At 61.3% G+C, this 16632-nt stretch carries 20 protein-coding genes; 15 read left to right on the plus strand and 5 right to left on the minus strand.

Features of this window, described 5'->3' with window-relative positions; genetic code table 11:
• Nucleotides 1-56: 56 nt before the first annotated feature.
• From AC2GXZ_RS15500 to AC2GXZ_RS15515, 4 genes are read right to left on the minus strand one after another with little or no spacing between them, the layout of a single operon-like run.
• A complete protein-coding gene (locus tag AC2GXZ_RS15500) occupies nt 57-383 on the minus strand; it encodes a TfoX/Sxy family protein (RefSeq protein WP_483760048.1) in 327 nt (108 codons plus the stop codon).
• Between the two features lie 13 nt (nt 384-396).
• Nucleotides 397-2031 carry an NTP transferase domain-containing protein gene (locus AC2GXZ_RS15505; RefSeq protein WP_483760049.1) on the minus strand — a complete coding sequence of 545 codons (1635 nt, stop codon included), beginning with the start codon at nt 2029-2031 and terminating at the stop codon, nt 397-399.
• The gene (locus tag AC2GXZ_RS15510; RefSeq protein ID WP_483760050.1) at nt 2028-2729 is read right to left on the minus strand and encodes an XdhC family protein; all 702 of its coding nucleotides are present in this window, start codon (nt 2727-2729) and stop codon (nt 2028-2030) included. The genes AC2GXZ_RS15505 and AC2GXZ_RS15510 overlap by 4 nt, the downstream gene beginning before the upstream one ends.
• Nucleotides 2729-3055, minus strand: a complete 327-nt coding sequence (locus tag AC2GXZ_RS15515; protein ID WP_483760051.1) for an XdhC family protein — start codon at nt 3053-3055, stop codon at nt 2729-2731. The genes AC2GXZ_RS15510 and AC2GXZ_RS15515 overlap by 1 nt, the downstream gene beginning before the upstream one ends.
• 196 nt (nt 3056-3251) lie before the next feature.
• Here AC2GXZ_RS15515 and AC2GXZ_RS15520 point away from each other — a divergent pair, with 196 nt between their 5' ends.
• The 9 genes from AC2GXZ_RS15520 (at nt 3252) to AC2GXZ_RS15560 (ending at nt 9948) form a co-directional block, all read left to right on the plus strand.
• Nucleotides 3252-4343: an ABC transporter substrate-binding protein gene (locus AC2GXZ_RS15520; protein ID WP_483760052.1), complete on the plus strand. Its 1092-nt coding sequence runs from the start codon at nt 3252-3254 to the stop codon at nt 4341-4343.
• An 81-nt stretch (nt 4344-4424) separates the two neighbouring features.
• Entirely contained in the window at nt 4425-5093 is a 669-nt protein-coding gene (rpe, locus tag AC2GXZ_RS15525) for a ribulose-phosphate 3-epimerase (RefSeq protein WP_483760053.1), read from the plus strand.
• A 143-nt stretch (nt 5094-5236) separates the two neighbouring features.
• On the plus strand, nt 5237-6544 hold the full coding sequence (purB, locus tag AC2GXZ_RS15530) for an adenylosuccinate lyase (RefSeq protein ID WP_483760054.1): 1308 nt from the start codon (nt 5237-5239) through the stop codon (nt 6542-6544).
• Nucleotides 6545-6575: 31 nt separating this feature from the next.
• A complete protein-coding gene (locus tag AC2GXZ_RS15535) occupies nt 6576-7130 on the plus strand; it encodes an RBBP9/YdeN family alpha/beta hydrolase (protein ID WP_483760055.1) in 555 nt (184 codons plus the stop codon).
• A 384-nt stretch (nt 7131-7514) separates the two neighbouring features.
• Nucleotides 7515-8279: a phosphoribosylaminoimidazolesuccinocarboxamide synthase gene (gene purC, locus AC2GXZ_RS15540; protein ID WP_483760056.1), complete on the plus strand. Its 765-nt coding sequence runs from the start codon at nt 7515-7517 to the stop codon at nt 8277-8279.
• A 16-nt stretch (nt 8280-8295) separates the two neighbouring features.
• Nucleotides 8296-8538: a phosphoribosylformylglycinamidine synthase subunit PurS gene (purS, locus tag AC2GXZ_RS15545; protein ID WP_483760057.1), complete on the plus strand. Its 243-nt coding sequence runs from the start codon at nt 8296-8298 to the stop codon at nt 8536-8538.
• Nucleotides 8539-8557: 19 nt separating this feature from the next.
• Nucleotides 8558-8815, plus strand: coding sequence for a hypothetical protein (locus tag AC2GXZ_RS15550; RefSeq protein WP_483760058.1), 258 nt, complete (start codon nt 8558-8560; stop codon nt 8813-8815).
• The gene (purQ, locus tag AC2GXZ_RS15555) at nt 8812-9486 is read left to right on the plus strand and encodes a phosphoribosylformylglycinamidine synthase subunit PurQ (RefSeq protein WP_483760059.1); all 675 of its coding nucleotides are present in this window, start codon (nt 8812-8814) and stop codon (nt 9484-9486) included. The genes AC2GXZ_RS15550 and purQ overlap by 4 nt, the downstream gene beginning before the upstream one ends.
• Before the next feature lie 75 nt (nt 9487-9561).
• Nucleotides 9562-9948, plus strand: a complete 387-nt coding sequence (locus AC2GXZ_RS15560; RefSeq protein ID WP_483760060.1) for a hypothetical protein — start codon at nt 9562-9564, stop codon at nt 9946-9948.
• A 132-nt stretch (nt 9949-10080) separates the two neighbouring features.
• Here the strand turns inward: AC2GXZ_RS15560 and AC2GXZ_RS15565 are convergent, their stop codons facing one another.
• A complete protein-coding gene (locus AC2GXZ_RS15565; RefSeq protein WP_483760061.1) occupies nt 10081-10362 on the minus strand; it encodes a DUF1127 domain-containing protein in 282 nt (93 codons plus the stop codon).
• Nucleotides 10363-10445: 83 nt separating this feature from the next.
• Here AC2GXZ_RS15565 and AC2GXZ_RS15570 point away from each other — a divergent pair, with 83 nt between their 5' ends.
• The 6 genes from AC2GXZ_RS15570 (at nt 10446) to AC2GXZ_RS15595 (ending at nt 16628) form a co-directional block, all read left to right on the plus strand.
• Nucleotides 10446-11864 carry an aminotransferase-like domain-containing protein gene (locus AC2GXZ_RS15570; RefSeq protein ID WP_483760062.1) on the plus strand — a complete coding sequence of 473 codons (1419 nt, stop codon included), beginning with the start codon at nt 10446-10448 and terminating at the stop codon, nt 11862-11864.
• Between the two features lie 132 nt (nt 11865-11996).
• Nucleotides 11997-14204, plus strand: coding sequence for a phosphoribosylformylglycinamidine synthase subunit PurL (gene purL / locus AC2GXZ_RS15575; protein WP_483760063.1), 2208 nt, complete (start codon nt 11997-11999; stop codon nt 14202-14204).
• A gap of 150 nt (nt 14205-14354) precedes the next feature.
• Complete coding sequence (locus AC2GXZ_RS15580; RefSeq protein WP_219740504.1) at nt 14355-14591, plus strand: BolA family protein; 237 nt, start codon at nt 14355-14357, stop codon at nt 14589-14591.
• Nucleotides 14554-14820: a hypothetical protein gene (locus AC2GXZ_RS15585; protein WP_483760064.1), complete on the plus strand. Its 267-nt coding sequence runs from the start codon at nt 14554-14556 to the stop codon at nt 14818-14820. The genes AC2GXZ_RS15580 and AC2GXZ_RS15585 overlap by 38 nt, the downstream gene beginning before the upstream one ends.
• 144 nt (nt 14821-14964) lie before the next feature.
• Nucleotides 14965-15297: a Grx4 family monothiol glutaredoxin gene (grxD, locus tag AC2GXZ_RS15590; RefSeq protein WP_483760065.1), complete on the plus strand. Its 333-nt coding sequence runs from the start codon at nt 14965-14967 to the stop codon at nt 15295-15297.
• A gap of 83 nt (nt 15298-15380) precedes the next feature.
• Entirely contained in the window at nt 15381-16628 is a 1248-nt protein-coding gene (locus tag AC2GXZ_RS15595; RefSeq protein ID WP_483760066.1) for a multidrug effflux MFS transporter, read from the plus strand.
• Nucleotides 16629-16632: the final 4 nt, after the last annotated feature.

Genomic DNA, 16632 nt, shown 5'->3' on the forward strand with positions numbered 1-16632 from the left:
CGGTGGCGCGGCCGATTTCGCAATACCTGAAATCTGGTAGTTGCGCAAAAAAGCGATTACGTATCGCGACTGATCCGCAACGCCGCCTCGAAAGCCATGACGATCCATTGTTTCAGCTCGTCCGGGTCGTCCAGAGCCGAATCGGGAATGGACCAGTAGGGCATCAGCACCGGCTTGCCCTTTTTGCCTTCATAGGCCCATTGCGTCGCGCCGGCAGCAGCAAATTCCGGAGCACTGGTTTTGTCGGCCTTCAGGATGATCTCGTCCCGGAGATCGAGCGCGATGATCAGCCCCTGATGGTAGATGCCCTTGCCGCCGAACATGCGCCGGATCGACACCGGGCCCAGCCCTTCGAACATCTCCTCGATCGACGCATTGTCCATCAGGCCCCTCGCCTTATCGCTTCAGAATACCGCCCGCAGCCACCACAGCCTCGGGCGTATCGACATCTATATGCGCGGCCGGTCCGATGTCGACATCGATGATCGTCAGGCCGCAGCTTTCGATGATCGCCCTTGCGCCGATATCGCCTTCCAGCCGCAGCACCGCCGCATAAGTCTCGCGCGGCAGGATGATCGGATTGCCCCTTTTTCCGTCAAATACCGATCGCACCACCGACCGGCCGCCCGCCGCCCGAAAACGTTCCACCAGCAGGTTGACCTGATCGCTGCCAACGGCCGGCATGTCGGCCAGCATCACCAATATGCCATCCGCGGATGAAATCTCCGGCCGGCAAAAGCCGCTGACGAGCGAACTCGCCATGCCCGACGCATAATCGGGATTGAACGCCATCACCACATCAAGGCCCGACAAGGCCTGCCCCACCTCATCGTGACGATGACCGGTCACGGCAACGACGGTCTGCAGATCCGACATCAACAGCATCTGTGCCGAGCGTCTCACCAACGGCGTGCCATCGAATTCCGCCAGAAGCTTGTGTGGACCGTCAGGTCCCATGCGGCGCGCCTGCCCTGCCGCAAGGAGCACACAGGCAACGTTGATCGTCCGGCCATCGCGGGGCTTGGCGTCCCGCGGACGCGGCCGGCTTTGAATTTCCATCAGCAGTCCTCCCACACCCATGCCGGTAAGATCAGCCCATTCAGGCGTCTCCCCGGCCATGATCCGGTCGATCACCCAGTCGAAACCGTTTTCTTTCGGCGAGCGGGCGCAACCAGGAGCGCCGATCACCGGCACCGCACCGATATGTCCCAGCACGATCAGATTGCCTGGATCGACCGGCATGCCGATATGATCGACGCTACCACCCGCCGCTTTGATGGCAGCAGGGATAACGTCCTCAGGATCGGTAACTGCCGATGCACCGAACACGATCACCATAGCCGGCTCACGATTGCAGTCCAGACCAAGCCCTTGCAAAGCCTCGGCAACTGCATGCCGGTCATGCCTCACCCGGATCTCCTTGATAAGCCGGCTACCGGAAATCGCCAGTCGCTGCGCCAGGATCTTGGCGGTCCGGTCCATCACCGACGTCTTGAGCGATGGCAACTCGGTCGCAATCAAAGTCACCGAACGGGGACTGAACGGTTTGACCGCAAACGGCGCGTTTGCTGCGATCACCTGCCTTGCCTCGGCAACCTTGGCGCCCGACACGGCGAGCGGGATGATCTTGATCGTCGCCACCATGTCGCCGGCGCGTACCGGGACGTGATCGGCGAGACAGGCAAGCGTGATGGCAGGATCGACCCGGTTCAGCGCATCGACCACAACCTTGTCTGCTGTGAACAGGCCGTTGACCGTCGAATAGACGTTGACCCTCCCCGTCGACGCTTCGGAAAAACGCAAGCGATCGCCGCCGATGGCATTCACGATGTAATCTGCAGCTTCGTCTTCGCCGAGATCGCCGCGTTCGAGGCGGATACCGGTGACGGAGGTTATCCCCTCCGCCGCCAGTCGATCCACATCGCGACTGGAGAGAAGCGTCCCCTTGCCGATACGCCCATCCCTGAGCCTCACCGCATGGGCAAGCACCACGCCATCGGCCTCTCCGATTTCGAAATCGCCATATCTCATGCGGCAGATGTCTCCAGCCGGTGACGCAGGCGAAACGACCGAATGATCTCCCCAAGAATGGCGACGGCGATCTCCGCCGGTGTCGCAGCCCCGATATCGAGGCCGATCGGCGCTGCGATGCGACACATCTCTTCGTCGCCATGTCCCATTGCCTTCAGACGCTCGATCCGCTTGGCATGAGTTTTCCGGCTGCCGAGGGCGCCGACATAGAAACAATTGGCCTTCAATGCCGCAGACAGGGGAAAATCGTCGATCTTCGGATCGTGAGTGACGACCGCAAGAGCCGTATAGCTGTCGAGCGGTTCGCCCGCCAGCACGTCCTCCGGCCAGTCGGCCAACAGCCGGACGCCATCGAAACGCTCTTCCGTGGCAAATGCCGTGCGCGGATCGATAATCGACAGATCATAACCGGCAATGTCGGCCATGCGGGCGAGTGCCTGGCTGATATGCACCGCCCCGATCACCACGATCCGTGGCGGGGGAACATGCGGATTGATGAAGACCGCGCCGTCGGCGGTCTCGACACTTGCAGCCTTGCCGGTTCCGAGCGCCGCCGCAATCTGGACGGAAAGCGGGCTCGAGGCGATATCCTCCTCGAGGACGAGCTCCACATCACCGGTTGAAAGATACGTCACCAGCGCCGCTCCCCTTCGGGACGCACGCGCCGCATTGAGCCCGGCAAGCGTTTCGGCCCGCATCAGACGAGCCTCTCGACATAAACGCGAATACGGCCGCCGCAGGATAGCCCGACCTGCCAGGCGGTCTCGTCAGCCACACCGAACTCCAGCATTTTCGGCGCTCCGGATCCGATCACGTCCAGCGCTTCGGTAATCACCGCACCCTCCACGCAGCCGCCGGAAACGGAGCCTTCGAAATTGCCCTGCGCATCGATCACCAGATTGCTGCCGGCAGGCCGTGGCGCAGAGCCCCAGGTCTCGATCACAGTGGCAATGGCGACATCACGGCCATCTTCTCGCCAGCGTTGGGCCGTCAGCAGCGGGTCCAGAGGTTCGGCTGAGCGCATGGGCAAGGTCCTTTCGCAGGTGAAGCGGGCTGTTTCCAACAGATGGTGTTTGATGCCGGCCTTCGCCAGATGCGAGGTGCAGAGATGATCGCCCGAAGCGGCATCACAGCACAATCATGAAAAAGCCGGGAAAAAGCTTTGACGCGTCGACCTCGCCGGTTAAATGTGGCGCAAACGCCGCCCCTTAAGGAAAAGCATGCCGTCCCTGCGCTCCAGTCTCGCCGTTATGATGACCGCCGCTTTCGCCTGTACGGTCCCGGCGATTGCGGCCTCGGCCGGGGTGATCGGCGTCGTTGCACCGAAATCGGGCCCCTATGCATTGCTTGGTGCCCAGATTTTTGCCGGCGCAAAAGCGGCGGCCGGCACGACCGGGGACAAGATCGTCGAAGTGGACGAAAGCTGCGACGAGGCCGGCGGAGCCAAAGCGGCCAAGGCATTGGCGGATGGCGGCGCCTCGATCGCGATCGGCTTTCTCTGCGTCGAGACGCTGACCGCCGCCATGCCGACCCTCTCAAATCGCAACATTCCAGCCATCACCATATCTGTCCGCTCCCACATCCTCATGGAGGACGCTCTGCGCAACGGCTGGCCGCTGTTCCGCATGGCGCCGTCCGAGACGGCCGAAGCAGACAAGATCGCTGAAGTCATCGTTGCCCGGTGGAAGGCAGATCCGATCGCCTTTGTCGACGACGGCACGATCTACGGTCGCGAACTGATCAGCGCGGTGCGCCAGAAGCTCGAGCCGATCGGCATTTCTCCGGTCTTCACCGATACGATGCGTCCAGGTCAGGAACAGCAGATCGCCCTCGTCCGGCGCCTGCAGAAGGCAGGCGCAACCCACGTCCTCGTCGGCGCGGAACGCAATGACATCACCATCATTGTTCGCGACGCGGCGGCTGAAAACATTCCCCTCACCGTGCTTGGCGGCGATGTCATGCAGGCCGCCAATCGACCGGTTCCGCTTGCCGACGGCACGCTTGCCGTGTCGCTGCCACCCTATCAGGCGGCACCGGTCGCAAGCGAGATCGTCACCGGATTACGAAGGCAGGGGATAGAACCGGAAGGCGATGTTCTGCCGGCCTATGCCGCCGTCCAGCTGGCAAGCCAGGCTATCGCCTCGGCCGGCCGGCAGCCGGGGGCGCTTGCCCGCAGCTTGGCCGACCAGCGGTTCGCAACAGTCATCGGCGAAATCGCCTTCTCGACCGGTCATGAACTGCAGACCAACCCCTATCATCTGCTCGAATGGCGCGGCAGTGATTTCGTATCGTCAGCCCCCGAAGGCGAGTAGCAATCCGCGGCAGACGCCCGACCGATTGCCGTCGCCGGCAGACAATGGTACTCGGCAGCCCAAACAGGAGATCAGCCCATCATGACCTTGCCGCTTCGCATCGCTCCCTCCATTCTCGCCGCGGACTTTTCGAAGCTCGGACAGGAGGTGAAAGATGTCGTCGATGCCGGTGCCGACTGGGTGCATCTCGATGTCATGGACGGTCATTTCGTTCCCAACATCTCCTTCGGTCCGGACGTCATCAAGTCGCTGCGCCCCTATACCGATGCCTTCTTCGATTGCCACCTGATGATCGCCCCGGTCGATCCTTATCTCGAAGCATTCGCCAAGGCAGGCTGCGACAGCATTACCGTCCATGCCGAGGCAGGTCCGCATCTGCACCGCTCGTTGCAGACGATCCGCCAGCTCGGCAAGAAGGTCGGCGTCACACTCAACCCGGCCACGCCGGTCTCCGTGCTCGAAGAGGTCCTGGATGACGTCGACCTGATCCTTGTCATGAGCGTCAATCCCGGCTTCGGCGGACAGAAGCTCATTCCCGCAGCGCTCGACAAGATCTCCCGCATCAAGTCCCTGATCGGCGACAGGCCGATCGAACTGGAAGTCGATGGCGGCATCACCGCGGAAACCATTGGCGCCGCCCATAAAGCCGGCGCCAATGTCATCGTTGCCGGTTCCGCGATCTTCAAGGGCGGCAGCCAGGACGCCTACCGTGAAAATATCGCGGCGCTGGTTTCAGCCGCCAAGGCCTGAGACATCAGCACCCGAGATTGCCGAAACAGGCCCGTTGAGAGTGCCGTTTGTCGGCACATCGCATCCACCCCTCCTAAAACATTGAGCTTTGCTGCCGTTCTTGATAGAGCGGCGGCAATTCTATCCAAGCAAGCGAGCTGCCCATGATCCCCCGTTATTCCCGACCGGAAATGGTCGCCATCTGGTCGCCGGAAACAAAGTTCCGCATCTGGTTCGAAATCGAGGCACATGCCTGCGACGCACTGGCCGCGATCGGCGTCATTCCGAAGTCGGCAGCCGAGACGATCTGGGAAAAGGGCGGCAAGGCCGAATTCGACGTTGCCCGCATCGACGAGATCGAGGCCGTCACCAAGCATGACGTCATCGCCTTCCTGACCCATCTCGCCGAATTTGTCGGCCCGGATAGCCGCTTCATCCATCAGGGCATGACCTCGTCGGACGTTCTCGACACCACGCTCAACGTCCAGCTGGTGCGCGCTACCGACATCCTGCTCGCAGACATCGACCGCGTTCTGGCCGCCCTCAAGGCCCGCGCCTTCGAACACAAGGACACGGTCCGCATCGGCCGCAGCCACGGCATCCATGCCGAGCCGACGACGATGGGCCTCACCTTCGCCCGTTTCTACGCCGAAATGGACCGCAACAAGACCCGCCTGCTCGAAGCCCGCGAAGAGATCGCCACCTGCGCCATTTCCGGTGCCGTCGGCACGTTCGCCAATATCGACCCGCGCGTCGAGGAACATGTCGCGGCAGCACTGGGCCTGAAGCCCGAGCCGGTCTCGACCCAGGTCATCCCGCGCGACCGCCACGCGATGTATTTCGCCATCCTCGGCGTTATCGCCTCGTCGATCGAAAACGTCGCGATCGAGATCCGCCACATGCAGCGCACCGAAGTTCTCGAAGCGGAAGAATTCTTCTCGCCGGGCCAGAAGGGCTCGTCCGCGATGCCGCACAAGCGCAACCCGGTTCTGACCGAAAATCTGACCGGCCTTGCCCGCCTGGTGCGCATGTCGGTTGTCCCGGCGATGGAAAATGTGGCCCTCTGGCACGAGCGTGACATCAGCCATTCGAGCGTCGAGCGCGCCATTGGTCCCGATACCACCGTCACCCTCGATTTCGCGCTGAACCGCCTTGCCGGCGTCATCGAGAAACTGGTGATCTATCCCGAGAACATGTTGAAGAACATGAACAAGTTCAAGGGTCTGGTGATGAGCCAGCGGGTTCTCCTAGCGCTCACCCAGGCTGGCGTTTCCCGCGAGGACAGCTACCGCCTCGTGCAGCGCAATGCCATGAAGGTCTGGGAACAGGGCAAGGATTTCCTTGAGGAGCTTCTGGGTGACCAGGAAGTCCTTGCAGCCTTGTCTGAAGCAGAGATCCGCGAAAAGTTCGATCTCGGTTATCACACCAAACATGTCGACACGATCTTCGCCCGCGTCTTCGGCGAAGCTTGATATCGACACAGAGAGGGCACAGATAGGCGTCATGAAAGCGTCAGAAGCCGATATCCTCATCGTCCCCGGTTATACCAATTCCGGCCCGACCCACTGGCAGACCCGTTGGGAGCAGAAGCTCGAGACGGCCCGCCGGGTGGAGCAGGCCGAATGGGCAAAGCCGGTAAAGGAAGACTGGGTGCAGCGTCTCGTCGAGGAGGTCAACGCCTCGACGAAGCCCGTTGTTCTGGTTGCCCACTCGCTCGGCGTGCCGACGGTAATCCACGCCATCCCGTTCTTCAAGAAGCCGATCGCCGGTGCATTCTTCGTCGCGCCGCCGGAGGTGGAAAACCCGAAGATCCGGCCAAAACATCTGATGACCTTTGGCCCTTATCCGCGCGATCCCCTTCCCTTCCCGTCCCTGACGGTCGCCAGCCGCAACGATCCGTTCGGTTCCTACGATCATGCCGGCGACATTACCAATGCCTGGGGATCACTGCTGGTGGACGCCGGTGAATCCGGCCACATCAATGCGGAATCCGGCCATGGTCCATGGCCCGAGGGCACGATGGTCTTTGCCCAGTTCCTCAGCAAATTGAAGGCCTGACGTTCGCCACGGTGTTGCGGCCCGGTGAGCAAGCTCTTCACGCTCGCCGATGCCACTCATCTTATTCCTCCCACATTCATATTAGAATATTCGGATGGTGAGGTTTGCGATATGTCCAGATCCCGGCCGCCAGCGCAGACGGCAAGCCCGATCGCCGCTATGGAAAGGCTCCATCCGCGACCCTATCTGTTATAAGCAATTGCGGCCGCTCGAAAAAAGTCTCAACCTCGACATGGCCGTCCACACCGATTCTTCGCATCAGGAACACTGGGCAATTTGCCTGTCGAGAAACGCCCGCATTGTGAAAACGAAACTTTTCCGATATGGGACCGCTTCAAAGAAGACCGCAGCGGCTCTGCCCGCCTACAACGAGATAAGAACATCATGAATCGTCGCCGCCGTATTTACGAAGGCAAGGCCAAGATCCTTTACGAGGGACCCGAGCCAGGCACGCTGATCCAATTCTTCAAGGATGACGCCACGGCCTTCAACAAGAAGAAGCATGACGTCATCGACGGCAAGGGCGTGCTCAACAATCGTATCTCCGAATACCTCTTCACCCAATTGAACAGGATCGGCATCCCGACCCACTTCATCCGTCGGCTTAACATGCGCGAGCAGCTGATCAAGGAAGTCGAGATCATCCCGCTCGAGATCGTCGTGCGCAATGTTGCTGCCGGCTCCCTTTCGGAGCGCCTCGGCATCGAGGAAGGCACCGTCCTGCCGCGTTCGATCATCGAATTTTATTACAAGTCCGATCAGCTTGCCGACCCGATGGTCTCCGAAGAGCACATCACCGCCTTCGGCTGGGCCAATCCGGCCGAGCTTGACGACATCATGGCCCTTGCCATCCGCGTCAACGACTTCCTCACCGGCCTCTTCCTCGGCGTCGGCATCCAGCTCGTCGATTTCAAGATCGAGTGCGGTCGCCTCTATGAAGGCGACATGATGCGTATCATCCTCGCCGACGAGATCTCGCCCGACAGCTGCCGCCTGTGGGATATCGAGACCAAGGAAAAGATGGATAAGGACCGTTTCCGCCGCGATCTCGGCGGTCTGCTGGAAGCCTATTCCGAAGTCGCCCGCCGTCTCGGCATCATCAATGAAAACGAACCGATCCGCGGAACGGGTCCGGTTCTGGTCAAGTAATCAGGGGTATTTTGAAGTGATCAAGGCACGCGTGACCGTCACGCTGAAAAACGGCGTTCTCGACCCGCAGGGCAAGGCGATCGAAGGCGCCCTCGGCAGCCTCGGCTTCGCAGGCGTCCACCAGGCCCGCCAGGGCAAGGTGTTCGACCTCGAACTCGATACCGCCGACAGGGCCAAGGCCGAAACTGACCTGAAAGCCATGTGCGAGAAGCTTCTGGCAAACACGGTGATTGAGAATTACACTATCGCAATCGACTAAAGGTTGCAGAGCGCGTGTGATGGCTGAAGTTACAAACGAGTTGATTTACGAACTGCTCAAGAAGATGCAGAGCGACATCTCGTCCCTGAAATTCGACATGACGAGCACAAAGAACGAGTTGAGTAGCCTGCGCGGTTCGGTCGCCGCGATGCAGATGGATATTCATCAGATTTATACACGGTTGGATCGCGTCGACCAGCGCCTCGACCGTATCGAAACCCGCCTCGAACTGCGCGAGCTTTCGGAGGCCCAGGCAAGGTTTGACCCACACCCATGAAGTCCGCCGTCGTCCAGCTCCCAGGCCTCAACCGCGATCGCGACATGATCGCCGCCCTTACAAAGATTTCCGGCAAGGCGCCGATCACCGTCTGGCAGACGGAGACGAGCATTCCCGATGACGTCGACCTGATCGTCATTCCGGGCGGCTTCTCCTATGGCGATTACCTGCGCTGCGGCGCAATTGCCGCCCGCATGCCGGTCATGCAGGCGATCAAGGAAAAGGCAGAAAAAGGCGTCAAGGTTCTTGGCGTTTGCAACGGCTTCCAGATCCTCGTCGAGGCCGGCATGCTGCCGGGCGCCCTGATGATGAACGCCTCGCTGAAATTCGTCTGCAAGGAAGTCAAGCTCGAGGTGGTCAATGCCGAGACCGACTTCACCCGCGCCTACGGCAAGGGCCAGATCATCCGTTGCCCCGTCGCCCATCACGAAGGCAATTATTTCGTCGATGCCGAGACGTTGAAGACGATGAACGGCGAAGGCCAGGTGGTCTTCCGTTATGCCGAGGGCACCAACCCGAACGGCGCGATGGACGACATTGCCGGCATCGTCAATGCCCGCGGCAACGTCCTCGGCATGATGCCGCATCCGGAAAATCTGATCGAAGCGGCCCATGGCGGCAACGACGGCCGCGGCATCTTCGCCTCGGCGCTGGATGTTATCGCAGCTTAGAGCCTTAACGAGCGCCGGGATCGCCACGGGCCGACCGGCGCCCGAAATCTCATTCAATTCGGAAACGACCAGCAGATGTCCTGCCGCATTAAGACTGCTCTCTCCGTCACCCTTCTTGCAGCGCTTCTCGCAGCCTGCCAGTCAAAGCCCGTCGCCCGGACGAACCCGTCTGCGCTGGATGTCATGGAGAGGGTTGCAGTCGCCGCAAACCGCTGCTGGTTCAAGTCGGGCGATGCGGCCTTCAAGACCTACGCATTTGCCCCGGAACTCACCTCGTTTTCGGACCGGCCGCGTATTCTCCTGACCCGCAAGGGCTCGTCGGACATTCGTCCGCTTCTGGTGGTGCAGGCAGAAGGCAGGCCCGCGCGCCTGAGCGCCTTCGGCCCGATGATGAACGAACAGATTTCCGGCCGCATTAATACCGACGTCAAGCGCTGGGTCGCCGGCAACAGCAACTGCTGATCCGGACAAGGCCGTCGAAGCCGGCTCACAGCTTTTGCAGCCAGCAACGCCGAGAACAAAAGAGACGGCCCGCCCGGCGGTTGGGACTGCCGAACGGGCCGCTTTCATCTGCCGAGGCAGACAATTGATGTCTTATGCGAGGAACCGCGACCGTGCGGCTTCCCGGTTCGCGGCAGTCCGCGTCACGCCGATATCCCGCAACTGATCATCGTCCATGTCGCGCAGCATCTGCCGGCCTTTGCGACGCGCGGTCCAGTTCACCAGAATATCAAACATTGCAGCAATCAATCCGACACGCACCGGCATCGATGCCGGCGGCAGGAGATCTCCCGCGGCGTAGAACGCGGTTTCGCGCTCGTAGCGGTCGGGATACATTGTATCGATTGTACTGAGGTATTCGTCATACTTGCGCATATTGCACCTATCGGCGTTCGCGTGCATTTGGTGCAATCCAGATACATTGACTCCAAAAGCGTCACAATGTAATCATTGTCACCATGACAAATTGGCTACCCAATCTGAGCGAAGGCTCCGGCCCGCTTTACATCCGCCTCGCAGACGAGATGGAAAAGGCAATCGGTGCAGGCGATCTGACCGCCGGCGGCAAGCTGCCGCCGCAGCGCAATCTCGCCTTCGATATCGGCGTGACAATCGGTACGATCAGCCGCGCCTACTCGCTGCTGCATGAACGTGGTCTTGTCAGCGGCGAGGTCGGCCGCGGCACCTATGTACTTGCCCGCGGCGAAACTGCACCGCATTCCAGCCATGACCCGGTGACCACCAGCCTTGCCGGTACACGCCCGCTGCAGACGCCACCCGGCAAAATCCGCTTCGACAGCACCGCGGCGCCCGAGATCGGTCAGAGCAACACGATCTCGGCAATCGTTTCCGAAATTCTCGCCGACTGTCCGCAGGATGTCGTCAGCTATACGCGCGGGTTTCCCGATCACTGGCAGCAGGCCGGCCAGCGCTGGCTGAGCTACGGCGACTGGACACCGCAGACCGATGCCATCGTGCCGACGCTCGGCGCCCATGCCGGCATCATGGCGATCATCAGCGTACTCACCAATCCGGGCGACCGGATCGTCTTCGAACACCTTACCTATTCGCAGGTCAGCCGCGCCGTCGGGCTGATTGGCCGTCGCATCTCGCTGGTCAATTCCGACGACAAGGGCGTGTCCCCGGATGATTTCGAACGGGTCTGCGTTCAGGAACATCCGAAGATCGCCTTCTTCATGTCCTCGGCGCAGAACCCGACGCTCGCCACCATGCCGCTCGAACATCGCAAGGCGATTGCCGAAATCGCCCGCCGGCACAATGTCTGGCTGATTGAGGACAATCTCTACGGGGCGATGAACAAGAAGGAAATTCCGCTCATCGCCGCCTTCGCGCCGGAGCGGACCTTCGTCATCGATGGCCTGTCGAAATCGGTTTCGGCCGGCATCCGCGGCGGCTGGGTCGCCTGCCCCCCTCATTTTGCCCAGCGGGTGCGCATTGCCCACAAGATGATGACCGGTGGCCTGCCCTTCATGCTCGCCGAATTGGCCGCACGGCTCGTTCTGAGCGGCGAGGCCGACGCCATCTGGCAGCGATGCAAGGCGGAGATCAACGCGCGCGAAGCCCTGGCGCGCGACATTCTGTCGGGCTACGATTTCAATTCCAATCCCGATATCCCCTTCCTTTGGCTGAAGCTGCCGGAACCGTGGCTGTCCGCGGCATTCAAGAATGCCGTTTATGCCGATGGCGTGCTGCTGGACGACGAAGACGAGTTCAAGGCAGGACGTTCCGAAAAGATCAGCCACAGGGTCCGCCTCGGCTTCTCCTCGCCCGGCCAGAGACAGGAAGTGGCCGAAGGCCTCAGGATCGTCAGGAGCCTGCTCGACAGCGGCTCGACCGGTTACGACACGGTCGCCTGAACGGCACGACGCTCCGGCCGCGGCCTATCCCCCGGCCATTGCCTACAATGGCTGATTTTCCTGTCGCACTCACGGGATAGTTAGGCTAAAGAGGCGCAAAAGCCCAAACCGGCAGCCATCCCAGGATAAAAGATGACGATCTCCAATTCCCGCCAGATCACCCCGGAACTCATCGCTTCGCACGGCCTCAAGCCGGACGAATACCAGCGTATTCTGGACCTGATCGGACGCGAGCCGAGCTTCACCGAGCTTGGCATCTTCTCCGCCATGTGGAACGAGCACTGCTCCTACAAGTCTTCCAAGAAGTGGCTGCGCACGCTGCCCACCAAGGGCCGCCGCGTCATCCAGGGTCCGGGCGAAAATGCCGGCGTGGTCGACATCGATGATGGCGACGTCGTCGTCTTCAAGATGGAAAGCCACAATCACCCGTCCTATATCGAACCCTATCAGGGGGCTGCGACCGGCGTCGGCGGCATTCTCCGCGACGTCTTCACCATGGGCGCCCGCCCGATCGCGGCGATGAACGCGTTGCGTTTCGGCGCGCCTGACCATGCCAAGACCAAGCACCTCGTTTCCGGCGTCGTTGCCGGTGTCGGCGGCTACGGTAATTCCTTCGGCGTGCCGACCGTTGGCGGTGAAGTCGAGTTCGACGCCCGTTACAACGGCAATATCCTCGTCAACGCATTCGCAGCCGGCCTTGCCAAGTCCGACGGCATTTTCCTGTCGGAAGCCAAGGGCGTCGGCCTGCCGGTCGTTTATCTCGGTGCCAAGACCGGCCGTGACGGCGTCGGCGGCGCCACCATGGCATCTGCCGAATTCGACGAATCGATCGAGGAAAAGCGCCCGACCGTTCAGGTCGGCGACCCCTTCACCGAAAAGTGCCTGCTCGAAGCCTGCCTCGAACTGATGAAGACCGGCGCCGTCATCGCCATCCAGGACATGGGTGCCGCCGGTCTCACCTGCTCGGCGGTAGAAATGGGCGCCAAGGGCGACCTCGGCATCGAACTCGAGCTCGACAAGGTGCCGGTCCGCGAAGAGCGCATGACGGCCTATGAAATGATGCTGTCGGAAAGCCAGGAGCGCATGCTCATGGTTCTCGAACCCTCCAAGGAAGAAGTCGCCAAGGCGATCTTCGTCAAGTGGGGCCTCGACTTCGCCATCGTCGGCAAGACCACTGACGACCTGCGTTTCCGCGTCCTGCATCAGGGCGAGGAAGTCGCCGACCTGCCGATCAAGGATCTCGGCGATCAGGCGCCGGAATACGACCGTCCCTGGATCCAGCATAACGGCCGTGCGCCGCTGCCGGCCAGCCAGGTCGCGGAACCCGCCGATTACAACGATGCACTCCTCAAGCTCGTCGGTTCGCCGAACCAGTCCAGCCGCCGCTGGGTCTGGGAACAGTATGACACGCTGATCCAGGGCAATTCGCTGCAGCTTCCAGGCGGCGACGCCGGCGTCGTCCGCGTCGAAGGCCACGCCTCCAAGGCGCTTGCCTTCTCCTCCGACGTCACGCCGCGTTACGTCGAAGCAGACCCGTATGAAGGCGGCAAGCAGGCGGTTGCCGAATGCTGGCGCAATATCGTCGCCACCGGCGCAGAACCGCTCGCCGCCACCGACAACCTCAATTTCGGCAATCCGGAAAAGCCGGAAATCATGGGCCAGCTGGTCGGCGCCATCAAGGGCATCGGCGAGGCCTGCACCGCGCTCGACTTCCCGATCGTCTCCGGCAATGTCTCGCTCTACAACGAGACCAACGGTGTCGCCATCCTGCCGACACCCACCATTGCCGGTGTCGGCCTTCTGACCGACTGGCAGAAAATGGCAAGGATCGGCACCGCCAACGACGGCGACGTGCTGATCATGATCGGCACCGATGGCAGCCACCTCGGCTCCTCCGTTTACCTGCGTGACGTGCTCGACACGATCGACGGCCCTGCACCGACGGTCGACCTCGTCGCCGAACGCCGCAATGGCGAATTCGTCCGCGCCGTCATCCGCAACGCCCAGGTCACCGCCTGCCACGACATTTCCTCGGGCGGCCTCGGCGTCGCGCTTGCCGAAATGGCCATGTCGTCCGGCAAGGGGCTGACGGTAAGCCTCGCCAGCCAGCAGGGCCCCGCCCACGCACTCCTCTTCGGTGAGGACCAGGCCCGTTACGTCATCGCCGTTCCGGCCGATCTCGCCAATTTTGTCGAGGCAAGCGCCGAAAGCGCCGGCGTTCCATTCCGCACGCTCGGCAAGGTCGGCGGTGAAGCGGTCGTCGTCGACGGCGTCATCGACGTCACGATCAGCAAACTGACCGCAGCTCACGAGAGCTGGTTCCCGACCTTCATGGCGTGATCGTCCCGCGACAAGAGCTGAATTGATGGCAATGCCGGCAAGAGTGATCTGCGCCGGCATTGTCGCTTTGACCGCAAGCCCGGTTTGAGGCAGTGTTGACGAGAACAAGCCCCGGGACGAATCCGGGAGAGACAAAAGGACGAAAACTGCATGCCCATGCGACCCGGCGAAATCGAAGACATGATCAAGGCGGGGCTTCCCGGTGCAAAGGTCACCATCCGTGACCTCGCCGGCGACGGCGATCATTATGCCGCCGAAGTCGTGGCCGAACAGTTCCGCGGCAAGAGCCGGGTACAGCAGCACCAGATGGTCTACGAGGCACTGAAGGGAAACATGGGCGGCGTGCTCCATGCCCTCGCATTGCAGACATCCGCACCTGCGGAATGATGCCGTGAACAGTCTCGTCAACCAGATCGTTGCCGGCGTGATCGAAAGTGTCGTCAAGGAACTGCTCGGCAAGTCGCATGGCAGGACGCCGAGCAAGCGCAAAAGGCGCCAGACGAAATCGGCGAAGCCTGTAACCGCCACCCTCACCCGGGCCGCGGCAAAACCTGCGAAGCGGCAGGTCAGCAAGCGGCGCACCACGGCGAGCCGCAGCAAACAGCGCGGCCTGTAGCGGAGACGACGCCAATTTGTCGCCGCATGAGGCCAAAGAACGCCGTCGCATCACCGATAGCGCTGGAATTAATAAGGCTGCCTTGCTATTTAAGGACAACGCAGCGCAGCGGTCCTTGAAGCCGCATGTGAAAGGATGAAGATTATGAGCGGTATTAACGAACTGATCGCCAACGAGATCAAGACCAACGACGTCGTGCTTTTCATGAAGGGCACCCCGCAGTTTCCGCAATGTGGTTTCTCCGGCCAGGTCGTCCAGATCCTGGATTACCTCGGCGTCGACTATAAGGGCGTCAACGTTCTGGCCGACGCGGAAATCCGCCAGGGCATCAAGGACTATTCCAACTGGCCGACCATCCCGCAACTCTACGTCAAGGGCGAGTTCGTCGGCGGTTGCGATATCGTCCGTGAAATGTTCCAGTCGGGCGAGCTCAAGAGCCATTTCGAAGGCCAGGGCGTCGGCGTACGCGCCGCCTGATCTTTTCGCGAAGCTTCCCGCTATCGCACGTTTTTGAAGGCGCCGCCCCCCGCGGCGCCTTTCCCATTGTTCAGGAAATAGCTGTGACAAATTCTTCACAAACGGCGCCGGTCGGCCTCAAGAGCGTCAGCAAATTCGAATTCATCGGCATGATGGCTGCCTTGATGGCATGCAACGCGCTCGCGATCGACATCATGCTGCCCGCTCTCCAGCAGATCGGCGAATCGCTCGGCGTCGAAAACCCGAATCACCGCCAATACGTGATTTCCACCTATCTGTTCGGTTTCGGTCTCGCCCAGCTGCTCTACGGTCCGCTTTCCGACCGCTTTGGCCGACGCAAGCCGCTTCTGATCGGGCTTGGCATCTACATTCTCTCCGCCATCGCGGTCCTGTTCGTCCCGAGCTTCGCAGGCCTGCTTCTGCTTCGCTTCATCATGGGCCTGGGCTCGGCAGCCACCCGGGTGATCTCGGTCTCCATCGTCCGCGACGTCTATGGCGGCCGCGCCATGGCAGAGGTCATGTCGCTGATCATGATGGTCTTCATGATCGTGCCGGTCATCGCGCCAGGCACCGGCCAGCTGGTCCTGCTGTTCGGCAACTGGCACCTGATCTTCGCCTTCATCGCGATCGTCGGCATTGTCGTGACGTGGTGGGTCGCAAGACGCCTCCCCGAGACGCTGGCGCCGGATGATGTCCGCCCGTTCACCGCCTCATCGGTGCTGGCCGGTTTCGTCATCGTCCTCACCAACAGGGTAGCCCTTTGCTACACGCTGGCCAGTACCTTCATCCTCGGCGCCCTGTTCGGCTTCATCAATTCCGCCCAGCAGGTCTATGTCGGCATCTATAAGCTCGGCGCGATGTTCCCGGTCGCCTTCGCCGCCGTCGCGCTTTTCATGTCTCTATCGGCCTTCGTCAATTCGCGCCTCGTCGGTCGCTTCGGCATGCGCCGCCTGTCGCATGGTGCGCTTCTCGGCTTCATCACCATCACCCTGATCTGGCTGCTGGTGCAGGTCTTCACCCCGCAGCCGATGCCTTTCCTGCTTTTCCTCGCCTTCTTCGCACTGACCATGTTTCAGTTCGGCTGGATCGCATCCAACTTCAACTCGCTCGCCATGGAGCCGCTCGGCCATGTCGCCGGCACGGCGTCTTCGGTTCTCGGTTTTCTCGGAACGGTCGGCGGCGCGGCAATCGGCGCAATGATCGGTCAGTCCTTCGACGGCACCGCACTGCCGATGGTTGCCGGCTTTTTCTCCGTCTCGATCATCGGCCTGGCCTTCGTACTGATCGGCGAAAAGGGAAAGCTCTTCCACCCGCATAACCCCAAGGTCTGACGAC

The sequence above is a fragment of the Aliirhizobium sp. YIM B11859 genome (genome assembly GCF_057163345.1).